At 60.7% G+C, this 19,436-nt stretch carries 18 protein-coding genes and 1 pseudogene; 4 read left to right on the top strand and 15 right to left on the bottom strand.

Features of this window, described 5'->3' with window-relative positions; translation table 11 throughout:
• Positions 1-63: 63 nt before the first annotated feature.
• From HX824_RS07165 to HX824_RS07140, 6 genes are all read right to left on the bottom strand, one after another.
• On the bottom strand, positions 64-717 hold the full coding sequence (locus HX824_RS07165; RefSeq protein ID WP_134327067.1) for an HAD family phosphatase: 654 nt from the start codon (positions 715-717) through the stop codon (positions 64-66).
• A gap of 29 nt (positions 718-746) precedes the next feature.
• Complete coding sequence (locus tag HX824_RS07160) at positions 747-1,736, bottom strand: ABC transporter ATP-binding protein (RefSeq protein WP_003219745.1); 990 nt, start codon at positions 1,734-1,736, stop codon at positions 747-749.
• The gene (locus tag HX824_RS07155) at positions 1,733-2,533 is read right to left on the bottom strand and encodes an ABC transporter permease (protein WP_003219747.1); all 801 of its coding nucleotides are present in this window, start codon (positions 2,531-2,533) and stop codon (positions 1,733-1,735) included. The genes HX824_RS07160 and HX824_RS07155 overlap by 4 nt, the downstream gene beginning before the upstream one ends.
• A complete protein-coding gene (locus tag HX824_RS07150) occupies positions 2,520-3,365 on the bottom strand; it encodes an ABC transporter permease subunit (protein ID WP_003219748.1) in 846 nt (281 codons plus the stop codon). Before HX824_RS07150 ends, HX824_RS07155 begins: the two co-directional genes overlap by 14 nt.
• A complete protein-coding gene (locus HX824_RS07145; RefSeq protein WP_102606234.1) occupies positions 3,362-4,168 on the bottom strand; it encodes an alkaline phosphatase family protein in 807 nt (268 codons plus the stop codon). Before HX824_RS07145 ends, HX824_RS07150 begins: the two co-directional genes overlap by 4 nt.
• A gap of 187 nt (positions 4,169-4,355) precedes the next feature.
• Complete coding sequence (locus HX824_RS07140) at positions 4,356-5,423, bottom strand: ABC transporter substrate-binding protein (RefSeq protein WP_003219752.1); 1,068 nt, start codon at positions 5,421-5,423, stop codon at positions 4,356-4,358.
• A gap of 351 nt (positions 5,424-5,774) precedes the next feature.
• On the opposite strand from HX824_RS07140, the gene HX824_RS07135 reads away from it, so the two are divergent.
• Positions 5,775-6,488 carry a UTRA domain-containing protein gene (locus HX824_RS07135; protein ID WP_010166446.1) on the top strand — a complete coding sequence of 238 codons (714 nt, stop codon included), beginning with the start codon at positions 5,775-5,777 and terminating at the stop codon, positions 6,486-6,488.
• Between the two features lie 382 nt (positions 6,489-6,870).
• On the opposite strand, the gene HX824_RS07130 is transcribed toward HX824_RS07135, so the two are convergent.
• From HX824_RS07130 to HX824_RS07120, 3 genes are all read right to left on the bottom strand, one after another.
• Positions 6,871-8,217 (bottom strand): amidohydrolase, encoded by a 1,347-nt coding sequence (locus HX824_RS07130; protein WP_177010028.1) that lies wholly within the window; start codon positions 8,215-8,217, stop codon positions 6,871-6,873.
• Between the two features lie 51 nt (positions 8,218-8,268).
• Positions 8,269-10,428 (bottom strand): mechanosensitive ion channel family protein, encoded by a 2,160-nt coding sequence (locus HX824_RS07125; RefSeq protein WP_003219758.1) that lies wholly within the window; start codon positions 10,426-10,428, stop codon positions 8,269-8,271.
• A gap of 72 nt (positions 10,429-10,500) precedes the next feature.
• The gene (locus HX824_RS07120; protein WP_003219760.1) at positions 10,501-10,677 is read right to left on the bottom strand and encodes a hypothetical protein; all 177 of its coding nucleotides are present in this window, start codon (positions 10,675-10,677) and stop codon (positions 10,501-10,503) included.
• 176 nt (positions 10,678-10,853) lie between these two features.
• Between HX824_RS07120 and yegS the strand changes: the two are divergent.
• Positions 10,854-11,778: pseudogene (yegS, locus tag HX824_RS07115) on the top strand (lipid kinase YegS); the annotation flags it as partial.
• On the opposite strand, the gene HX824_RS07110 reads toward yegS, so the two are convergent.
• From HX824_RS07110 to HX824_RS07100, 3 genes are all read right to left on the bottom strand, one after another.
• On the bottom strand, positions 11,740-12,399 hold the full coding sequence (locus HX824_RS07110) for a response regulator transcription factor (RefSeq protein WP_003219763.1): 660 nt from the start codon (positions 12,397-12,399) through the stop codon (positions 11,740-11,742). The pseudogene yegS and the gene HX824_RS07110 overlap by 39 nt on opposite strands.
• Positions 12,396-13,289, bottom strand: coding sequence for a sensor histidine kinase (locus tag HX824_RS07105; protein ID WP_003219766.1), 894 nt, complete (start codon positions 13,287-13,289; stop codon positions 12,396-12,398). Before HX824_RS07105 ends, HX824_RS07110 begins: the two co-directional genes overlap by 4 nt.
• Positions 13,290-13,608: 319 nt before the next feature.
• Positions 13,609-14,052 carry a hypothetical protein gene (locus HX824_RS07100; protein WP_003219767.1) on the bottom strand — a complete coding sequence of 148 codons (444 nt, stop codon included), beginning with the start codon at positions 14,050-14,052 and terminating at the stop codon, positions 13,609-13,611.
• A gap of 549 nt (positions 14,053-14,601) precedes the next feature.
• On the opposite strand from HX824_RS07100, the gene HX824_RS07095 reads away from it, so the two are divergent.
• Both HX824_RS07095 and HX824_RS07090 read left to right on the top strand, forming a co-directional pair.
• Positions 14,602-15,537 carry a chemotaxis protein CheV gene (locus HX824_RS07095; protein ID WP_008430676.1) on the top strand — a complete coding sequence of 312 codons (936 nt, stop codon included), beginning with the start codon at positions 14,602-14,604 and terminating at the stop codon, positions 15,535-15,537.
• Between the two features lie 39 nt (positions 15,538-15,576).
• On the top strand, positions 15,577-16,383 hold the full coding sequence (locus HX824_RS07090; protein ID WP_177054383.1) for an MOSC domain-containing protein: 807 nt from the start codon (positions 15,577-15,579) through the stop codon (positions 16,381-16,383).
• A 64-nt stretch (positions 16,384-16,447) separates the two neighbouring features.
• Here the strand turns inward: HX824_RS07090 and HX824_RS07085 are convergent, their stop codons facing one another.
• The 3 genes from HX824_RS07085 to HX824_RS07075 all read right to left on the bottom strand — a co-directional run bounded on the left by HX824_RS07085 (position 16,448) and on the right by HX824_RS07075 (position 19,328).
• Entirely contained in the window at positions 16,448-16,732 is a 285-nt protein-coding gene (locus tag HX824_RS07085; RefSeq protein ID WP_150686752.1) for a pyrimidine/purine nucleoside phosphorylase, read from the bottom strand.
• 47 nt (positions 16,733-16,779) lie between these two features.
• Positions 16,780-17,322, bottom strand: coding sequence for an exonuclease domain-containing protein (locus HX824_RS07080; RefSeq protein ID WP_003219774.1), 543 nt, complete (start codon positions 17,320-17,322; stop codon positions 16,780-16,782).
• 71 nt (positions 17,323-17,393) lie between these two features.
• On the bottom strand, positions 17,394-19,328 hold the full coding sequence (locus tag HX824_RS07075; RefSeq protein WP_177054382.1) for an acetyl/propionyl/methylcrotonyl-CoA carboxylase subunit alpha: 1,935 nt from the start codon (positions 19,326-19,328) through the stop codon (positions 17,394-17,396).
• Between the last annotated feature and the right edge of the window lie 108 nt (positions 19,329-19,436).

The raw sequence follows: 19,436 nt of genomic DNA, 5'->3' as shown, positions 1-19,436 counted from the left end.
GAAACCATAGGTGGCCGTTACCTGAATAACGGATATGTACCCACCTCAAACCAGCACAAAACGTCACACCCAATGATGAATCGGCCACCCAGCCTTCTCAGCATGCGCCCGCAGCACCGGGTCCGGATTCACCACCTGCGGGTTCTCCACCTTCAGCAACAGCGGCAAATCATTGCGCGAATCCGAGTAGAAGTACGCCCCATCAAGGTGCTCACCTTCCTGCTCCAGCCATTCCATCAGGCGAGTGATCTTGCCTTCGCGGTACGTCAGTACACCCGTGGTCTTGCCGCTGTACACCCCATGGGCGACGTCCAGCTCGATCCCCAACACTTCATCAATGCCGATACGCGCCGCAATCGGCTTGACCAGGTGCGTCCCCGACGCCGAGATCACCAGAATCCGGTCACCATTCTGGCGGTGCCGGGCGATAGTCCGGGTAGCTTCGCTGTAAATCAGCGGCTCGATAACGTCTTCCACCCACGGCTCTACAAGGTGCTCGATCTCTTCCGGCGTGCGGCCAATCATCGGCTCCAGGCTGAAGTCCATGAAATCCTCCATGGCCAGCTCACCGCGGCTGTAGGCCGCCATCAGTTCGTCGTTCTTGCGCATGAACGACTCGCCATCCACCCAGCCCAGGCGGCCCATCTGCTCGCTCCACAGGGTGGCGCAGTCGCCGTGGATCAGGGTGTCGTCCAGATCAAAAATTACCAATGCCATCTGTCACGCTCTCTCAAATAAATCGTGCGTCAGGCTACTTCACACAACGCACTTGGGTCGATGGAAAGTGCCAATCTCTGACCATCCGGGTGCAGATCGTCAGCCGAGCGGTTAAGCACATCCACCACCAATTCCACGCCCCGGGCTTCGATGCGATAGCGAATCACGTTGCCCAACAGGCTGTGGCTGCGCACCAACGCATCCAGCTCACCGCTGCGGCTGAGCTCAATGGCCTCCGGGCGAATGGCGATGCGCCCGGTGATCGGACGCTGCAACAGTTTGCTGGCCTTGTCGGCATCAAGCAGGTTGTAGTTGCCGATAAAGCCCGCGGCGAACACATCCACCGGCGCGGTGTAGAGGGTCTCGGCATCGCCGCTCTGCACGATCTTGCCCTGGTTCATCAGGAAGATCCGGTCGGACATGGTCAGGGCTTCTTCCTGATCATGGGTCACGAAGATGGTGGTCAGGCCCAGCTCGCGCTGGATCTGGCGAATCTGTTCGCGCAGGTGCTTGCGAATCCGTGCATCGAGGGCCGACAACGGCTCGTCGAGCAACAGCAGGCGCGGGCGCGTCACCAGCGAGCGGGCGAGGGCCACGCGCTGGCACTGGCCGCCGGACATCTGGTGCGGGTAGCGGCCGGCGAGTTCTTTCAGCTCCACCAGTTGCAACACTTCCTGCACGCGTTTGTGGCTGTCGTCGGCATTGACCTTCTGCATGCGCAGGCCGAAGGCGACGTTCTGTTCCACGGTCATGTTGGGGAACAGCGCGTAGCTCTGGAACACCATGCCGATATGCCGTTTCTGTGGGCTCAGCGGGACGATGTCCTGGCCATCCAGCAGGATTTTCCCGCTGTCCACCGAGGTCAGGCCGGCGATGCAGCGCAGCAGGGTCGACTTGCCGCAGCCCGACGGGCCAAGCAGGGTGACGAATTCGCCCTTGGCGATTTCGCAGTTGATGTCACTGAATACCGGCGTGCCGGCGTAGCCTTTTTGCAGGTGTTGGACGCTGACGAAGCTCATTGGCTTTTGTCCTTGTTCAAGATGTTGGCGGCCCAGGTCAGCACCAGCACGAAGAAGAAATAGGAGATCACCAGGGCACTGGTGAAGTGGCCGCTGCTGTTACGCATATTGTTGAGGTACACCTGCAGGGTTTCGTAGCGGGTGCCCACCAGGATGTTGGCGAACACGAACTCGCCGAACAGGAACGAGAACGACAGCAGCAATGCCACCATCAAGCCCTTGCGCAGGTTCGGCAGCACCACCAGGAACGCCGCCTGGAAGGTGCTGGCACCGAGCAGTTGGGCGGCGTCCATCAGGTCCCGCAGGTTGATCGCTTGCAGGTTGTTGGTGATCGCCCGGTACATGAACGGCAGCGCCACGGTGAAGTAGCAACCGATCAGGATCCATGGCGTACCCACCATCGCAAATGGCCCCGAGCCGTAGAGCTGCAACAGCCCCACCGACGACACCACCGGCGGCACCGCGAAGGGCAGCAGGATCAAAATGTTCATCAGCGCGTCGAGTTTTGGAAAGTGGTAATGCACCACAAACAGCAGCGGCAGGATCAGCACCACCGACAAGATCAGCGCGCCAACGCACACCAGCAGCGACTGGCCGAAGGCATTCAGGAAGCGCGGGTCACTCCACAGCTGGATATACCATTTGAAGGTAAAGCCGGATGGCAGGATGGTCGCCGACCAACTGCTGGCGATGGAGTAGACCAGGGTGCCGAGCAACGGCAGCACCAGGATTGCAAACAACAGATACACCACTACGCGGTGGTAGAGGGCGGCCGAGCCAGGTTCAGCGCGAGACATGGTAGCTCCTCTTGAGCAGCAGTTGATGGACCACGGTCACCACGGTCATCAGCGCCACCAGCACCACGGCCAGGGCACTGGCCATGTTCGGGTCCAGGGAAATATCGCCGGAGACCATCGCCGCGATGCGGATCGGCAGCACGTTGAAGTTGCCGGTGGTCAGCGCGTACACCGTGGCGTAGGCGCCGAGAGCGTTGGCCAGCAGGATCACGAAGGTGCCCAGCAGCGCCGGGGTCAGCACCGGCAGACCGATGTGCCGCCAGTACTGCCAGCCGTCCGCGCCGAGCAATGAAGCAGACTCGCGCCAGTCTTCACGCAGTGCATCAAAGGCCGGGTAGAGCAGCAACACGCCGAGGGGAATCTGGAAGTAGGTATAAAGGATGATCAGGCCGGTCTTGGAGTACAGGTTGAAGTCCTGAATGATCCCCGCCTGCTTGAGCATGATGGTGATGCTGCCGTTGAACCCCAGCAGGATGATGAAGGCGAAGGCCAGGGGTACGCCGGCAAAATTGCTGGTCATGTTGGCGAACGCGGTCACGAAATTGCGCAGCGGCCCGTCGACCCGGCGCAGCGAGTAGCTGCCGAGTACGGCGATGATGATCCCGAACACGCTGGAGTAGAAACTGATTTCCAGGCTGTACTGGATCGCCTGCATATAGAACTTCGAGCTGAAGATCTTGCTGAAGTTGGCCAGGCCCCAGCCGAACTCTTCGGACTGGACGCTGCTGATCATCACCCACACCAGCGGGGCGATTTCGAACACGATAAAGAAGATGGCGAAGGGCACCAGGCACAAGGCGGCCAGCCATTTGCCGCGGATCACTGAATTCACTTCAACAGCTCCCGGCATACAGGTTTGTCGTGGGGTACACCCAACAGCTCGCAGACGGTGCCGCACAGCTCGGTTTGTTTGGGCGTGGCGTGGGTGTCGAGGCTGAAGGCATCACCCAGCACAAACAGCGGCACTTCCCGTTCTTCCGGCAGCAGGCCGTTGTGGGAGCGGTCGTTGTTCATGCCGTGGTCGGCCGTCACCAGTACCTGGTAACCGGCGTCGAGCCAGCCTTGCAGGTAGTCGGCGAGGATGATGTCGGCCGAGCGCGCGCTGTTGCGGTATTGCGGGGTGTCGAGGCCGTGCTTGTGGCCGGCATCGTCGATGTTCATCGGGTGCACCACCAGGAAATTCGGCGCGTGTTTGAGGCGCAGGCTTTCGGCGTCGGCAAACAGGTGCGAGTCCGGGTAATGGTCATTCCAGTAGAAATGCCCGTGCTGGATCGCCAGGGCCGGGTCGCTGGTATGCCGATCCCGGGCGGCGATAAAGGGCGAGCGGTTATACAACTCGCTGACCCAGTGATACGCCGCCGCCGCCGTGGATAAACCGGCGTCGGTGGCGTAATGGAAAATGCTGCGCTGGTTGGACAGGCGCGAAACGTTGTTGTGGACGATGCCGCTCTCGATCGGCGGTACGCCGGTGAGGATGCATTCGTACAGTGGCCGGGACAGGGCCGGCAGTTCACATTCCAGTTTGTACAGTGCTGCGCGTCCTGCGCCGACATAGGCCTGCAAGTGCCCCATGGCGTGTCGGGCAACCTCGTAATTCAGGCCGTCGAGCACGACAAGGATGACGTTGTGCTTCATAGGGGCTGGGGCTCCGCAACAAATAGGCTTGACTCGGTTTTTCGGTTGGAACACCGATCAAATGTGGGAGCTGGCTTGCCTGCGATAGCGGTGTGTCAGTCGACAATACTGCTGAATGTCATACCGCTGTCGCAGGCAAGCCAGCTCCCACACTGACCGCGTTCCACTTGAACAGGCGTGTTAAGCCTTATTGCATATTGATGATGACTTCTTCCTGCCACTTCTGCGGCAGTGCCTTGGAGGTCTTCTCCCAAGCGTCGGCGTCCTTGATCGGCGTGACTTTCTTGTACTGCTCGTTAGGCAGCAGCTTGGCCTGTACGTCGGCTGGCAAGGTCAGGTGCTCGGCACGGATCGGCCGCGCATTGCCACGCGCCAGGTTGGTCTGGCCGGCGTCGCTGAAGATGTATTCGCGGGTCAGCTTGGCGGCGTTCGGGTGCTTGGCGTATTTGTTGATGATGGTGGTGTAGCCGGAAATCACCGAGCCGTCCGATGGGATCAGCACCACGTAGTCATCCGGGTTGGCCATCTTGGCCTTGTAGCTCAGGCCGTTGAAGTCCCAGACCACGCCCACTTCCACTTCGCCTTTTTCCATGGTGGCGATGGTTGGGTTGGCCAGCGACAGGCGGCCTTGCTTGGCGATGTCGGCGAACATCAGCAGCGCCGGCTGAATGTTCTTCTCGTCGCCACCGTTGGCCAGTGCGGCGGCGAGTACGCCGTTGGCCGCCTGGGCGGCGGTGCTCACGTCACCGATGGAAACCTTGTATTTGCCGGTCTTCAGGTCAGCCCAGCTTTTCGGAGCTTCGGAGCCGTGCAGGAGTTTTTTGTTGACGATAAAGGCGATGGTGCCGGTGTAGGCCAGGGCCCAGTTACCGTCTTTGTCTTTCGCCCAATCCGGGACTTGTGCCCAGGTGGTCGGTTTGTACGGTTGGGTAACGCCCTGTTTCACCGCGATCGGGCCGAAGGCTGCACCCACGTCGCCGATGTCGGCGCTGGCGTTGTCTTTCTCTGCCGCAAACTTGGCGACTTCCTGGGCGGAGCTCATGTCGGTGTCGATGTGCTTGAGGCCGTAGGTCTTGGCCAGGTCGTCCCAGGTGCCTTTCCAGTTGGCCCAGTCATCGGGCATGCCGACGCTGTTGACGGCGCCTTCCGCTTTCGCGGCGGCTTCCAGGGTTTTTAGATCGGTATCAGCGGCCATGGCGGCGGTGCACATGGCAATGGTCGAGCCTAACAGTGATGCCAGGAAAAGCTGTTTCATCCGAAGCTCCTTTGGGCGTTTTCAACGCTGCGTTTTTATCGACGTTTGCGGTGGTGTTGGTCTAGGTCAGCAATACACGAGCCAATTTAGGCGTGGCGGATGACAGTTTCATGTCGATGTCGTTTTTTGTTGGCCTGGACGGGGGATCACCGGGTAAGCGTAGACCATGCCAAACCGCCCGGAAGCCTTGGACTTGGCCGATGTATTGCAGGTCTTGTGGCAGGACGTCGCGAGGCGCTGTCATCTGTCGGTCATGTGCAATGCCTAGGCTTGCACGCAACAGCAGAGGCGCGTTTAGCGGGCGTTTTGTGCACCTGAATAGTGCTGGTCTAGTCCAGATAGGTAACGTTGATGCGTGATGAGGCAACCAAAGCGGTGACAACCATTGGCCTGGCGCTGCAAGAGCAGATCGACCATGGCTTGTTGGCGCCTGCCAGTAAGCTGCCGGCCGAGCGCAAGCTCAGCGAGTTGTTTGGTACCACCCGGATTACGGTGCGGGAAGCCTTGTTACAACTTGAGGCACAAGGGCAGATTTATCGCGAGGAGCGGCGGGGGTGGTTTGTGTCGCCGCCCAGGCTTGCCTATAACCTGATGCAGCGCAGTCATTTTCACGCGATGGTGAGTGCCCAGGGTCGGGTGCCGTCGACCGAGGTGATTTCGGCGCGGTTGCAGCCGGCTTCGGCGGCGGTGTGTGCGTGGTTGCAGTTGCCGGCGTTGTCCAGCGTGATTCAGATTTGCCGGGGGCGCAGGATTGATGGGCGGTTGGTGTTGTATGTGGAACACTATCTGAACCCGCAGTATTTTCCGGGGATTCTGGAGTGTGATTTGAATCAGTCGATTACGGAGTTGTATGCGCGGGTGTATGACTTGCACTACGGGCGGGTGCGGTTTGAGATTGTGCCGACGTCATTGCAGGTTGAGGCTGCGGCGGCGTTGAGGGTGTCGGTGGGGAGCCCGGGGTTGCGGATTGCTCGGGTTAATTATGATCAGCATGAGCGGTTGATTGATTGTGATCTGGAGTTTTGGCGGCATGATGCGATTCATGTGGGGGTGGATGTGGTTTGACGTTTTGCCTGTGTGTATCCGTTATCTAGGTCACGACGGCTTTTGGTTCCGCTCTCACAGCGGCTCACTTTTGAACAGCCGGAATGCCGGCCCAGCCCCAAGTAAGCACAGGGCTTTACCCCGATGACCTGGGTGTTAGAGCAAAAGCAGAGCCGCTTTATGTGGGAGCGGGCTTGCTCGCGAAAAACCTGAGGGCGCCGCGTTGAGTCAGGATACCCACGTAATCGTTAACGACCTTCGCGAGCAAGCCCGCTCCCACATTTGGATCGTGTCCGCCTTTGGGTTTGCTGTTGCTTCACCACACTTAAGCCCGAGCGAGGTGCAGAGTGGTGGGGCAAGAGCGGAACCCTAGGCGGCCGTTACCTGAATAACGGATATACCCTCAATCCGCCGCATTGGCATACAAATAATCAGTCGCCAACGAAGCCAACGTCCGAACCCCAACCACCAACGCCGACTCATCCACAAAGAACCCCGGATTATGATTCGGCGCCGCCTTGCTCATGTCCTGATCCCTCGGCGTCACCCCCAGAAACACAAACAACCCTGGCGCTTCCTTGGCATAAAACGAGAAGTCCTCAGCCCCACCCACCAACGGGGCATTCACTACGTCGCCATTCGCCGCCCAACGCAAACTCGGCAGCATCTTTTCGGTCAGCGCCGGGTTGTTGATGGTCGGGTCGTACTTCTCAATGATCGTCACCTCAGCCTTCGCCCCACCACTCTCGGCAATCTTCTCTACGGTCTGCCGCACATCCGCATGCAGCTTCTGGCGAATGCCATAGTCGTAGGAGCGAATGGTCCCACTCATGTCCACCGACTCGGGAATGATGTTGTACCGCGTCCCTCCGTTGATGGTGCCAATACTCACCACCGCCGGAAACGAAGAAATGTCGGTACGCCGACTGACCACCGTCTGCAGCCCCACAATGGCCTGCGCCCCCACGGTAATCGGATCGATCCCATCCCACGGCCGCCCCGCATGGGTCTGCTTGCCCAGGATCTTGATCCGCAGGTCATCCGAGCTCGCCAGCGTCGGCCCCGGCCGATACGCAATCTGCCCCGCAGGCACCCCGGCCCACACATGCAGCCCAAAAACGGCATCCGGCTTGGGCGATTTCATCAGCCCTTCCTGCACCATCATCTTCGCGCCCCAAGTGTTTTTACCGTCGGGGATAAAGTCGCTCGGGCCTTCTTCAGCCGGCTGGAAATAAAACACCACGGTCCCAGGCAGACGATCGCGCATACCTGTAAGGATTTTCGCCGTGCTCAGCAGGATGGCGGTGTGGGCGTCGTGGCCGCAGGCGTGCATCACGTCGACTTCTTTATCGAGGTACACACCCTTGGCCTTCGAGGCGAAGGGCAGGCCGGAGACTTCCTTGACCGGCAGCGCATCCATGTCGGCGCGCAAGGCAACGGTCGGGCCGGGCAGGGCGCCCTTGAGGATGGCGACAACGCCCGTGCGCGCCACGCCAGTCTTGACCTCCAGCCCCATCTCCCGCAGCTGCTTGGCCACCAGCTCCGCGGTGCGATGTTCGGTATTGCCCAGTTCAGGATGGGCGTGGATGTCGCGCCGGGTTTCCAGCAAGGCCGGTTCCAGTACTTTGGCCTGGGCGGCGATGGTTTCGCGGGCACTGTCCTGGCCGCTGTTGGCGGCGATGACCGCGCTGCTGGCGACACCGCACAGCAGGCCGAATACCCATTGGTGTGTAAGACCGGTCAAACGCATAAGGACTCTCCATGATTATTGTTGTTGATCCTGACGTCATCCGGGCAGCGCTTATTCTTTCTCTTGCACGCCTCCCGCCGCTGTCACCACTTGCACGCTCAAGCGTGGGGTGGCCAGGTCCAGCCCGGCTTCGTCGAGGTGACGCTTGAGCGACAGGTTGAACGCCCGCGAAACCTCCCACTGCTTGATCGGCGCGGTCTTGAAGCGGGCGCGAAGAATCGCACTGCCGGACTCGAAACTTTCTACACCCTGAATCTCCAGCGGCGACCAGATATTGCGCCGCTGCAACGGGTCGTTGCGCATCTTCTGCCCGACGTCGCGCATCAGCTTGATGGCGTCGTCGATTTCCATGTTGTAGGGAATCGCCACCCGGAAGATCGCGTAGCCGAACTCCCGGGAGTAGTTCTTGATGCTTTTGATTTCACTGAACGGGATCGTATGCACGATGCCGTCGATGTCCCGCAGGCGCACGGTACGGATGGTCAACCCTTCGACCGTCCCCAGGTGGCCGCCGACATCCACGTAGTCATCAATTGCCAGGGAGTCTTCGATAATGATGAACAGGCCGGTGATCAAATCCGCCACCAGCGACTGTGCACCAAAACCGATGGCCAGGCCGATTACACCGGCACCCGCCAGCAGCGGCGTGACGTTCATGCCCATGTTCGCCAGGGCGACGATGGCGGCAATGATGAAGATGGTCACGAACAGCACGTTGCGAATCAACGGCATCATCGTCTGCGCACGCGCGTTGGCCAGGCCTTTGCGCGAGCGGGTGAGGGCGTGGTGGATCGCGGTGTCGCTGAGGATCCAGATCAGCCAGGCAAACAGCAATGTGCCGGCAAGGCCGAACAGCTTGACGCTGATTTCATGCCCGTCGCCTTCGGTAAAACGGATCAGCGACAGGCCCCAGACCCGCAGGCCGAGTTCGATAAACACCAGCCACACCACCAGGTGGGCGAGGGTGTAGACGAAGCTTTTCAGGCGCTCGGAGTACAGCGCATGGCGCTTGTGCCCACGCTGCGGCTTGAGTGAATGACGGCGCACCAGGCCGTTGATCACCATGCACAGCACCAACAACACCGTGCACAACAACGACTGGCGCAGGGCGGTGCTGGTGTCGCCGGCGGAGACGAAGGTGGCGAACAGCGAGATGCCCACCAGCAGCAACGCCGGCAGGTACCAGAAGGTGCCGACGATTTCGATGGTGTCACTCAGGGCGCGGCGGGTCAGGCGGCGGGACAGCGGCTGGTTGCGGATCAGGTGCGCAATCGGCCGGCGGAATCGCAGGATGAACACACCGGTGGACAGCGCGGCCATGACATTGGCGATGGTCGCGGCGACATGGGACAGGTGCTGGCCCAGGCTCTCGGCCAGGCGCGGGTCGCTGACGGCTTCGCCAAAGGCGGCAAAGCTGCCGATCAGCCATAACGGCCGGAAGGCCTGGTGGCGCAGGATGTACAACGCGCGGTGACGGTGCGGGCCGTCGAGTACGGAAAAGGCGACCACGCAGATCGCCGAGAAGCAGGTGCCCACCACCAGCGCGTAGGCCAGCACCATCGCCAGGGATTTGCCGAGGGACGAGGGCAGTGCGTAACTCATGTAGACGGTGATCACCAACGCGATCAGCCACGGGCCGAGCTTGCGCAGGGCAAAGCGCAGCAGGTCCCAGGTCTTGGGGTGTTGCGGCAGTTCTTCGGTCAGGCCGAAGCGTTCGCGCACCCGGTGGCTGAGCCAGATCAGGATCGCGGCCAGCAGGCTCCAGAGCATCAGGATCATGGCAAAGGCAAAGATGATCGGCAGCCATTCGCTGGCCGGCAGCATCAGTGCGGTGAGTTCATCCTTGGCCTGGTCAAACTCGTTGGACCAGCGATTGAGCGGGCTGTCGGCACCGGAGAATTGTTGCTCCAGGCTCGACAGCGTACCGCCGATCAGACCGAGTACACCCAGTTCGGCGGCGGGCTGGGCCTTTTGCGTGGTCTCACGAAGCTTTTTCAGGTCGCTCAGCAGCTTGGTGCGCTGCTGGTCGTTTTCCAGGGTCTTGATCACCTCGTCCAGGGACTGGCCCAACGGGACGTCGGCTTGCGGCTGGGTTTTGGTGTTGCTGCCCAGCAGCCCCGGCAGGCTCACGGCGTGGGCAGGCGCCATGGGCAGCAGGGTCAGCAGGCAGAAAAGCAGGCAACAGGGCAGGGCAAACAGACGGGCAAGCACGAGGCGGTCAACCTTAAAAACGACGAATTGACCGAGTGTACGAGGCCGTCATGTGCAATGCGAGTGAGATTGTCATTCGGCGAGTTTGGCGAGGATCTTGTAAACCACGGTGCCGAGGATCAGCAGCATGCCGATCCACATGCCGAACACACCGATGGGTTTGTCGCGGAAGTTGAAGCCGATGGCCAGGAGGATCATGCCGGTCAGGATGGGGATAAGCATGGAGTGGAAGGCGGACATGGTGATCATGGTGCGACGGCCTTGTCGGGTGGGAATAGGTATAAGTCTAGGTCGATTTCGCCAAGTGCGAGTTGATCCGTGTCAGAAACGCTACAAAACCCGGTTAATTTCTACATCCGATGGCTTTTTTTCGATTGGCCACGGTCAACATCCCTCAGGAACCTTAAACCCAGGAGCATTCATCCATGAGCACACCCAAGGCACTGTTGATTCTGCACGGCAAGCAAGCCCTCAACGAGCAGGTGCGGGCGGCGGTGCAGGGCAAGCGCGAGCAGGGCTGGGACCTGGCCGTACGGGTGACGTGGGAGGGTGGCGATGCCCAGCGGTTTGTCGATCAGGCCCTTGCCGATGGCTACACGCGGCTGATTGCCGGCGGCGGTGACGGCACCCTGCGGGATGTGGCCGAGGCCATGGCCCGGGCCAAGACCGAGGCCAGCCTGGTGCTGGTGCCCCTCGGTACCGCCAACGATTTTGCCCGCGCCGCCGGTGTGCCGCTGGAGCCCGAGCAGGCCCTGGACCTGCTGGATGTACCGGCCCGTGCCATCGACCTGGGCGAAGTAGGCGGGCAGATCTTCCTGAATATGGCCACCGGTGGTTTTGGCAGCCAGGTCACTGCCAACACCTCCGAAGACTTGAAGAAAGTCCTCGGTGGCGCGGCGTATCTGTTTACCGGCCTGTCACGCTTCAGCGAGTTGCGCGCGGCCTACGGTGAATTGCAGGGCCCTGACTTTCACTGGCGCGGCGAGCTGCTGGCCCTGGGCATCGGCAACGGGCGCCAGGCCGGTGGTGGCCACGTGCTGTGCCCCGGCGCCCTGGCCGATGATGGTTTGTTGGATATCAGCATCTTGCCGGCGCCGCAGGAAGTGGTCGGCACCCTGCGCAACCTGATGACGGACGGCTGGGGCCTGGACAATATGTTTGTGCGGGCGCGCTTGCCGTGGGTCGAAATCAAGGTCGCCGAAGGGCTGGCGATCAACCTCGACGGCGAACCACTCCAGGGTGACGACTTGCACTTCTCGGCCTTGCCCCAGGCACTGCGGGTGCATCTGCCGGAGGACTCACCGTTGCTGACTAATCGTCAAGGCTGATGATCTGTTCGCGCACTGCGAACAGCACCAGGCCCGCCACGTCGAAAATCTGCAGGCGCTTCATGATCTGCGAGCGGTGGGCTTCCACGGTCTTGATGCTCAGACCCAGGCCATTGGCGATTTCACGGGTGGACTTGCCGCGCACGATCAAGCGCAGGATTTCCAACTGGCGTGCCGTCAGGTTGTGGCTGTGGGGCGGCGGGTTGACCTGGGCCTGATTGCGGATCAGCGCCTGGTTGATCACCGTATGGGCGATTGCCGGGCTGAGGTAGCGTTCGTTGTTGCGCAACGCCAGCAGCGCGTGCTCCAGCTCATTGGCCGTGGTGTCCTTGAGCAGGTAGCCATGGGCGCCGGACTCCAGCGCGCACATGATCAGCTCCGGGTCGGTGTGCATCGACAGGATCAGCACCTTGCTCTTCGGGTAGGCGCGCTTGAGGTCTTTCAATGCATCGAGCCCGCCGGTGTGCTTCATCGACAGGTCAAGCAGCACGATGTCGGGTTGCAGCGCGTCAAACCGCTCCAGCAACTGCGCGCCGTCGCTCGCTTCACCGATCACCGCGTAGCCGGGAATATCCATGACCAGCGCACGCACGCCGGCCCTGATCAGGGAGTGGTCATCCACCAGGAGTAAGTTGCACGTCACTCTAGAACCTTATGGGGGTTGGCCCGTTCGAGGGCGCGGGGCGCCCAGGGGAAAAGCGCTTCGATCCTCGTCCCGGAGCCTGGCTGGCTATTGACCGACAATGTGCCTCCCAGTTGATCAATCCGCTCGGACATCCCGGCCATGCCCCGCTGGCCTTCCTGGGCGGGGTTGATGGCGGGCGAAAAGCCCTGGCCGTCATCGCTGATAAACAGTGACAGGCCTTCGGGCAGGCGTTGCAGGCGTACCAGCAGGTTACGTGCCTGGGCATGGCGCAGCATGTTGGTGACGGCTTCCTGGGTAATGCGAAAGGCGGCAACAGCCATCTCTTCCGGGATGCCGGTCAGCCGTTGATGGCATTCCAGGCTCCAGCTTACCCGGGTGTTTTCCAGGGTCTTGAGCAGATGCGCCCGCAGGCTCGCCTCAAGGCCCAGGCTCGCCAGTTGCCGGGGGTTGAGGATGGCCGACACGTCCTGCACCTTGGCCAGGGTTTCGTTGAGGGTGTTGCACAGCACCGCACAGTGGCCCTGCAGGTTTTCCGGAAGACGGCGCTTGAGCCATTCACTTTGCAGCTTGGCGGCGGTCAACAGTTGGCCGATATCGTCGTGCAGTTCGCGGCTGAGGCGATGACGTTCGTTTTCCTGGACCTGCAACAGGCGGTCGGCCAACTCCTGGGGCTGGAACTTGATGGACTTGCGTGAGCGCCACTGTTGCAAGCCCACCACCAGCAGGGTGGCCAGGTTCACTGACAACAGCGCCAGGGGAAGATCGGCCGAGTGTGCATAAGCCCACAGGCTGAGCAGGCACGCGCACAGGCATAGCGCGAGGGTTATCCAGCGTGCATTGCTTCGGGACACGGACCTTGCGATGAGTGACTTCAGGCTGGCGTACATAGGAGGCGCATTTCACGTTTATATGCATCATGAAGTTGAGTCACTTCGAGCGGGGCATGGTACCACCACTATTACCGTTGGTCGCCTGGCGCCGAGCGGGATGAGGCGTATTAATCACGGCAGCGTCCCGGAAGGTAGTCCCGGAGTTCAACGAGTGGGGAAGTTGTATCATTGAAGTTGTTTTGTATCAGTATTGTCGTTAGTGGCTTATTGATATTTTTCTGCTAACGACGGCGTGATGCATAAATAGTTGTGGTGTCGTTTTTAGATAATCAGGCAATTGAATGCGACATTTTTGTCGCTTAAATGCGAAGAAGCCTCAAATCGCGTAAGGCCTGTGTTGTTGCTTATAGCCGAAATCGCTTTGGGGGATGTGTTGGACAACGGTGGCGATCAACACGGTTTGTTCCGTTTCATCCAGGCCGAGCTTGCCGGTTTTTGTATCGATCAACTCCAGTTGCCAGGCCAGCAGGGTGAGGCAGTTGTGCAGTGCATCAAGTGCTTCGTCATGCAGTTGCAGGGGGCTGGCGGCGTTGCTGATCAGGTACTGGATATGCCGTGAGAACTCGCTGATCGCCCTCAGGGCCAGGGCTTCGGATTTTTCCGCGAGCTTGATCAGGTTGGTTTTCATGCAGTCGATCGCGTCACTGTCGTTGCGGATCAAATGCAGGTGGCTCAAGCATTCTTCAGACTTGGCCAGCAACATTTCCGCTTCGAGGAGGAACTCGGGAAGTGCAAGTTGCCACTCTTTGCCGTCGTTCATCACACAAGTCTCCAGAACATACGATCGGATGATGAGATGTTGCATCGGTTGAATGGCGTAAAACTACCGCTGAAATATGACGAATATCTGTAGGCCCGTTCCGACTTTTCAGTAGGAAATTTATTTGAATGACGGCCGTCGTCCGAGTACCCCACAATTCCCAGGGGCATTCGCACAACTTCTTTGGGTGCCAGTACATAAGTCACTGGATGATCCGTTGGCCGTGGGCTTGCGATAGCAAACAAAAGCCTGACTCCATTCATGCAATGAGAATGGCGTCACATTAATGGCTATTAGATATCGCGAATATCAGGTTGGTCCTGATTGTGGATAGGGGAATCCCTTACATGGCGGAACCTCGCGCAGACTTTGCGGTCACGCGGCGGTGGTGATGGGCCTTGCGTTGAAGCGGGTTCAGTAAAGCATGATGTCAGTGTGACATCAATGGATTTGCATGGCATTTTAGTGGGGGTCAAGGTCCGGCGTTTGCCGCCGATAACCTGCTTCAGTGACCAGCACTATCCATCCGCTAAACCCCAGGAGTCTTTAATGGCCGGCATTCTCGACACGGTAGATCAACGCACACAATTGGTGGGTGAGAATCGCCTGGAGATCCTCATGTTTCGCCTGGCCGGGCGGCAGCTGTTCGCGATCAACGTGTTCAAGGTGCAGGAAGTGCTGCAACTGCCCAAGTTGACCCTGATGCCCCAGCGCCACCCGTTTGTCTGCGGCGTGGTCAACCTGCGTGGGCAGACGTTGCCGGTGATCGACCTGTCCCAGGCGATTGGCATGCGTCCGCTGATTCCGGGCCCCAACAGCACCATTATCGTCACCGAGTACAACCGCTCGGTGCAGGCGTTCCTGGTGGGCGGCGTCGACCGCATCGTCAACATGAACTGGGAGGCGATCCTGCCGCCGCCGGCAAGTGCCGGGCGCCAGCATTACCTGACGGCCATCAGCAAGGTCGATGACCAGTTGGTGGAAATCATCGACGTGGAAAAAGTCCTCGCCGAAATCGTGCCCTACAATGCCAAGGTTTCCCGCGAGAAACTTGAAGACCCGGTGCTGGAACGCGCCCGCGGCCGCGAAGTGCTGCTGGTGGATGACTCCAACGTCGCCCTCTCGCAACTGCGTGACACCCTCGGACAGTTGGGGGTGAAGATGCACATTGCCAGCGACGGCCTCAAGGCACTGAACATGCTCAAGGCCTGGGCCGACAGTGGCCAGGTGATGACCGACAAGCTGTTGATGATCTTCACCGACGCCGAAATGCCCGAGATGGACGGCTACCGCCTGACCACCGAGATTCGCAACGACCCGCGCCTGCGCAGCCTGTACGTGGTGCTGCATACGTCGTTGTCCGGCAGCTTCAACGACTCGATGGTGAAGAAGGTCGGTTGCGACAACTTCCTCTCCAAGTTCCAGCCCGACAAGTTGGTGGACGTGGTGCGTCAGCGCCTGATGCTGGACGAAGTCCCGGCTTGAGCTTAGGGTGACGGCTTTGTCCCTCAGGAATGCAGGCCCATGCTTCGTCTCAGCGCGTTGTACCGATACCCCTTGAAGTCCGGCAAGGGTGAATCCTTGCAGCAGATCGGCCTGGACACACTCGGGCTCGACGGGGATCGACGCTGGATGTTGGTGGACGAGGCCAGCGGGCGTTTCCTGACCCAGCGCGCCGTGGCCAGGATGAGCCAGCTCTCGGCGCTGTGGAACAGCGCCGGTGGCCTGACCTTGAGCGCCGAGGGCCAACCTGCGCTTGACGTGCCACTACCCGGCAGCGATGCCGAGTTGCGCGGCGTGACCATCTGGCGTGACACCTTGCGCGTGCCGGATGCCGGTGACGAGGCGGGCGCCTGGCTCAGCGAATTCATCGGCAAACCCACGCGGCTGGTGCAAGTGCCGCTGTCCCGTGCGCGCACGACCGAGGCCGGCTACGGCAAGGATGATGACAAGGTCGCGTTTGCCGATGGCTTTCCGTTGCTGCTGATCGGCCAGGCGTCCCTGGATGACCTGTCCCAGCGTATCGGTCGGCCCATGGAGATGCTGCGTTTTCGCCCCAACCTGGTGATCGAGGGCAGCGAAGCCTTTGCCGAAGACGGCTGGAAGCGGATACGGATCGGTGATGTGGAGTTTCGCGTGGTCAAGTCCTGCTCACGCTGCATCCTCACCACCATCGACCCGGCGAGTGGCGAGCGCAGTGCCGACCGCGAACCGCTGGCCACGCTCAAGACCTACCGCGAGCAAGAGGGCGATGTGATGTTCGGGCAGAACCTGGTCAACGATGGGGCGGGCCGCCTGGAAGTCGGCATGCCGGTGACGATCCTGGAGTAAGCAGCCCTGAAATGAAAAATGCCCGTCTCTCGCGAGACGGGCATTTTTTTCGGCTATCGAACGTTTAGCCGCGGTATTCGCACAGGTAGGCGGTGTCGACCGCCACCTTCAGCTGGAACTTGCTGTTGGCTGGCACGTTGAACTGGGTGCCGGCGGCGAAGGTTTCCCAGTCGGTGCTGTCTGGCAGCTTGACGGTCAGTGCGCCCGATACCACGTGCATGATTTCACGCTGGGCAGTGCCGAACTCGTATTCACCCGGGGCCATGACGCCGATGGTCGCCGGACCTTCTGCAGTGCCGAAAGCGATCGACTTGACGGTGCCGTCGAAGTACTCGTTGACTTTAAACATGGGCGAATCCTCGGAAAAGGGTCAAGAAAGGTCGGCCAGTATGCCTTCTACACGGGCAAAATCAACGGCAGCAGCCGTGCGGTATTGCGTGCATCTTCCAGCGCCCGATGCTGTTGGCCGTGGAACTGCATGCCGGCCAGTTGCAGCGCGCCGTTGAGCCCCAGCGGCTTGTCCAGGCGCCGGGCCTTGGCGAAGCGTTGCTTGAGGTTCACGTGGGGCGTCTGGCCCAGCACGCTGCTCAAGCCATGGCGCTGCCACTCCAGTTCTAGTTGCTGGCGATCGTAGTCACCCCAGCTCGCCCAGCCTTCCAGGCGTGCCTGGTGCTGGCCAAGCCAGCGTTCGAACAGCGGCCACACCTCGATCAACGGCGCGGCAGCGTCGATATTCGCCTGGGTGATGTGGGTCAACTGGCGGCAGAACGGCGTCAGCAGCGGCCTGCGCAATGGCCGCACGAAACGCTGGAAATGGTCCAGTTCACGGCCCTGGCGGTTGACCAGGCTCACACCGATTTCGATGATTTCCATCTCGGTCACGGGCCAGCCGCCTTCATCCGTTGTGGCTTCAAGATCAATAATCAGCCAATGAGGCATCGCAGGTTCCCGTACTCTTCCCGTCCTGATGGGGATAGAGCGTAGCCAAGCCTGCTAGTTCCGCCCAGGGCTTACTCGATCTCCAGCAAAATCTGACGGTTCCTGACCTGATCGCCTGCAACCGCCTGGATTCGCTTGACCACGCCACTCATGCCGGCCTTGAGTGGGTGCTCCATTTTCATCGCTTCCAGCACCAGCAACAGCTGGCCCTTGCTGACCGAATCGCCTTCGCTGACCCGTACTTCGACAATTGCCCCATCCATCGGCGCCTTGACCGTGCCGTTGCCGGCCTCGGCCTGGCGGGTGGCGACGGTTTGGGTTCGATCATTGATGCACACGCCGGGCAACCAGAGCCGGGTGCCTTGCAGGTGGTAGGCAATGCGACGGCGAATGCCGTTGAGAACGGCGGTGGCCCAGCGTCCGTCGGTGGAGAGGTCGCGTATTTCGATGGCGTGCAGATCAATCTCGACGTGCAGGCAATTGTCCGCCAGCACACTGAGGCTGATGGTCCGGGGCTCGTCGTGTTCGGCCAATTGCCAGGTCCAGGGTACGCTGGCGTTGTTGCGCCAGCCGGATAATGGCTGGGTGTGAGCGCTGGCGCTGTGTTGGTAAAACAGCGCGGCGGCCAGGGCCAGCTCTTCGTTGGTCGCGTGGGGACGCGGGATGTCGCTGAAGTGTTCGGCAATAAAGCCGGTGCTGAAATCGCCGGCGATGAAGTGTGGATGCTTGAGCAGGCTGGCCAGCAGGCGCTGGTTGGTGGGCACGCCGAGCAGCACGCAGTCTTCCACGGCCCTGACCAGCTTGCGCCGGGCCTCTTCGCGGGTGGCGCCGTGGGCGATGATCTTGCCCAGCATCGAGTCGTAGAACGGGGTGATGCGCTGGCCTTCCAGTACGCCATGATCGATGCGCACACCTGGCGCCGGGTCCCAGCGCAGTACGTCGCCGGTTTGCGGGAGGAAGCCCTGGGCCGGGTCTTCGGCGTACAGGCGCACTTCCATGGCGTGGCCGGTGAGGGTCACTTGTTCCTGACTCAGGGGCAAAGGTTGGCCGGCGGCGATGTGCAGTTGCCAGGCGACGAGGTCGAGGCCGGTGATCAGTTCGGTGACCGGGTGTTCGACCTGCAGGCGGGTGTTCATTTCCAGGAAGTAGAAATTGCCGTCGCGGTCGAGCAGGAACTCCACCGTGCCGGCGCCGACGTAATTGACGGCGCGCGCGGCCTTGAGGGCGGCTTCGCCCATGGCTTGGCGCAGCTCGGGGGTCATGACGGGGCAGGGGGCTTCTTCGATGACTTTTTGATGGCGGCGCTGGACCGAGCAGTCGCGTTCGCCGAGGTAGATCAGGTTGCCGTGGGTGTCGCCGAACAGTTGGATTTCGACGTGGCGGGGGGCGATCAGGGCTTGTTCGAGGATGAGTTCGGCGCTGCCGAAGGCGTTTTGTGCTTCGGAGCGGGCGGTGCGCAGGTGTTCCAGCAGGGTGTCGGGGTTGTGTACCAGGCGCATGCCGCGGCCGCCGCCGCCGGCGCTGGCCTTGATCATCAGTGGGTAGCCGATGTGGGTGGCTTGTTGTTGCAGGGTTGGGTCGTCCTGGTCGGGGCCTTGGTAGCCCTTGATGCAGGGGACGCCGGCGTTGAGCATGGCGATTTTTGAGAGGCGTTTGCTGCCCATCAGGTCGATGGCTTCGGGGCTGGGGCCGATGAAAGTGAGGCCGGCGTTTGCGCAGGCTCGGGCAAAGTCGGGGTTTTCGGAGAGGAAGCCGTAGCCGGGGTGGATGGCGTCGGCGCCGGTGCGGTGGGCTGCGTTGAGGATGGCTTCGATGTTCAGGTAGGACTGGGTGACGGGGGCGGGGCCGATGTTGATGGCTTCGTCGGCCATCTGGACGTGCAGGGCGTCGGCGTCGGCTTCGCTGTAGATTGCTACGGTGCGGTAGCCCAGGGATTGGGCGGTGCGCTGGATGCGGCAGGCGATTTCGCCACGGTTGGCTATGAGGATTTTGTTGAACATCGGCATGGTGGTGTCCCTTGGCTTGTCGGGTACATATCCGTTTCTTCGGTAACGGCTGCTTATGGTTCCGCTCTTACAGCGGGTCACTTTTGAAAAGCGTGTACGGACCGGACA

Origin of the sequence: Pseudomonas sp. D4002 (assembly GCF_013385665.1) — a bacterium.
Classification (GTDB): domain Bacteria; phylum Pseudomonadota; class Gammaproteobacteria; order Pseudomonadales; family Pseudomonadaceae; genus Aquipseudomonas.
This window is presented reverse-complemented; position numbering and strand designations above follow the sequence as displayed.

Coding starts and splice junctions, on each gene's coding strand:
- HX824_RS07090 (WP_177054383.1), top strand. CDS start 15,577: ATGCTTCGTCTCAGCGCGTTGTACCGATACCCCTTGAAGTCCGGCAAG.
- HX824_RS07145 (WP_102606234.1), bottom strand. CDS start 4,168: ATGAAGCACAACGTCATCCTTGTCGTGCTCGACGGCCTGAATTACGAG.
- HX824_RS07100 (WP_003219767.1), bottom strand. CDS start 14,052: ATGAACGACGGCAAAGAGTGGCAACTTGCACTTCCCGAGTTCCTCCTC.
- HX824_RS07075 (WP_177054382.1), bottom strand. CDS start 19,328: ATGCCGATGTTCAACAAAATCCTCATAGCCAACCGTGGCGAAATCGCC.
- HX824_RS07120 (WP_003219760.1), bottom strand. CDS start 10,677: ATGATCACCATGTCCGCCTTCCACTCCATGCTTATCCCCATCCTGACC.
- HX824_RS07085 (WP_150686752.1), bottom strand. CDS start 16,732: ATGTTTAAAGTCAACGAGTACTTCGACGGCACCGTCAAGTCGATCGCT.
- HX824_RS07095 (WP_008430676.1), top strand. CDS start 14,602: ATGGCCGGCATTCTCGACACGGTAGATCAACGCACACAATTGGTGGGT.
- HX824_RS07130 (WP_177010028.1), bottom strand. CDS start 8,217: ATGCGTTTGACCGGTCTTACACACCAATGGGTATTCGGCCTGCTGTGC.
- HX824_RS07140 (WP_003219752.1), bottom strand. CDS start 5,423: ATGAAACAGCTTTTCCTGGCATCACTGTTAGGCTCGACCATTGCCATG.
- HX824_RS07080 (WP_003219774.1), bottom strand. CDS start 17,322: ATGCCTCATTGGCTGATTATTGATCTTGAAGCCACAACGGATGAAGGC.
- HX824_RS07165 (WP_134327067.1), bottom strand. CDS start 717: ATGGCATTGGTAATTTTTGATCTGGACGACACCCTGATCCACGGCGAC.
- HX824_RS07155 (WP_003219747.1), bottom strand. CDS start 2,533: ATGTCTCGCGCTGAACCTGGCTCGGCCGCCCTCTACCACCGCGTAGTG.
- HX824_RS07135 (WP_010166446.1), top strand. CDS start 5,775: ATGCGTGATGAGGCAACCAAAGCGGTGACAACCATTGGCCTGGCGCTG.
- HX824_RS07160 (WP_003219745.1), bottom strand. CDS start 1,736: ATGAGCTTCGTCAGCGTCCAACACCTGCAAAAAGGCTACGCCGGCACG.
- HX824_RS07105 (WP_003219766.1), bottom strand. CDS start 13,289: ATGTACGCCAGCCTGAAGTCACTCATCGCAAGGTCCGTGTCCCGAAGC.